The following is a 1103-nucleotide window of genomic DNA, read 5'->3' as shown; positions in this document are numbered from 1 at the left end:
TTGCCCCACATCGCCCGCTTCCAGATCGCGGCGATTTCGGCGTCGTCGGCGTCCGAGCGGAGGGCGGCCCGCAGGTCGGTCTCCTCGGTGGCGAAGAGACAGGTGCGGACCTGCCCGTCGGCGGTGAGCCGGGTGCGGTCGCAGGCCCGGCAGAAGGGCCGGGTGACGGAGGCGATGACGCCGACCGTGTGGGGGCCGCCGTCAACGGTCCAGCGCTCGGCGGGGGCGGAGCCGCGCTCCTCGGCCCCTTCGGCGGTGAGGGTGAAGCGGGTGCGCAGGGACTCCAGGATGTCACCGGCGGTGATCATGCCGTCGCGCTTCCAGCCGTGCTGGGCGTCGAGGGGCATCTGCTCGATGAAGCGGAGCTCGTAGCCCTGCTCGATGGCCCAGGCGAGGAGGTCGGGGGCCTCGTCGTCGTTGAGTCCGGGCATGAGGACGGCGTTGACCTTGACCGGGGTGAGGCCGGCGTCGCGGGCGGCGGCCATGCCGTCGAGGACGTCCCGGTGCCGGTCACGGCGGGTGAGGGTCTTGAAGACGTCGGGGCGCAGGGTGTCGAGGGAGACGTTGACCCGGTCGAGCCCGGCGGCCTTGAGGGCGGTGGCGGTGCGCTTGAGCCCGATGCCGTTGGTGGTCAGGGACATCCGGGGGCGGGGTTCGAGGGCGGCGCAGCGCTCGACGATCCCGACGAGGCCGGGGCGGAGCAGGGGCTCACCGCCGGTGAAGCGGACCTCCGTGACGCCGAGGTCGGTGACGGCGACGCGGATCAGGCGGACGATCTCGTCGTCGGTGAGCAGGTCCGGCTTGGCGAGCCACTGCAGGCCTTCCTCGGGCATGCAGTAGGTGCAGCGCAGGTTGCACCGGTCCGTGAGGGAAACGCGCAGGTCAGTGGCCACTCGGCCGTAGGTGTCGATGAGCACGTGGGCCCCCTCCCCGATATCCGGTCGCTTCTGTCTCCGAGCCTACGTGAGCGCGCGGGCGAGCAGCAGGGCAGATTGTCACGAGGACCGGAGCGGCCGCGTCGCCCCGCCGAACCGCTCCCCCGCGGACTCGGCGAAGCCGACGAGGAAACCGCGCACGTACGTCTCCGGGTCCTCGTCGGTCAG

At 72.2% G+C, this 1103-nt stretch carries 1 protein-coding gene; it reads right to left on the bottom strand.

The genetic code is table 11. The annotated features are described in order from the left end of the window. The coding region (gene moaA, locus RIF68_RS29305) for a GTP 3',8-cyclase MoaA (RefSeq protein ID WP_309054300.1) at positions 1-917 on the bottom strand (917 nt) is incomplete at its 3' end. Between the last annotated feature and the right edge of the window lie 186 nt (positions 918-1103).

The sequence above is a fragment of the Streptomyces sp. genome (assembly GCF_031178505.1).
In the GTDB taxonomy this organism is placed as follows: domain Bacteria; phylum Actinomycetota; class Actinomycetes; order Streptomycetales; family Streptomycetaceae; genus Streptomyces; species Streptomyces gulbargensis.
Note: the sequence above shows the minus strand (reverse complement) of the source record. Positions and strands in the feature narration are given on the sequence as shown.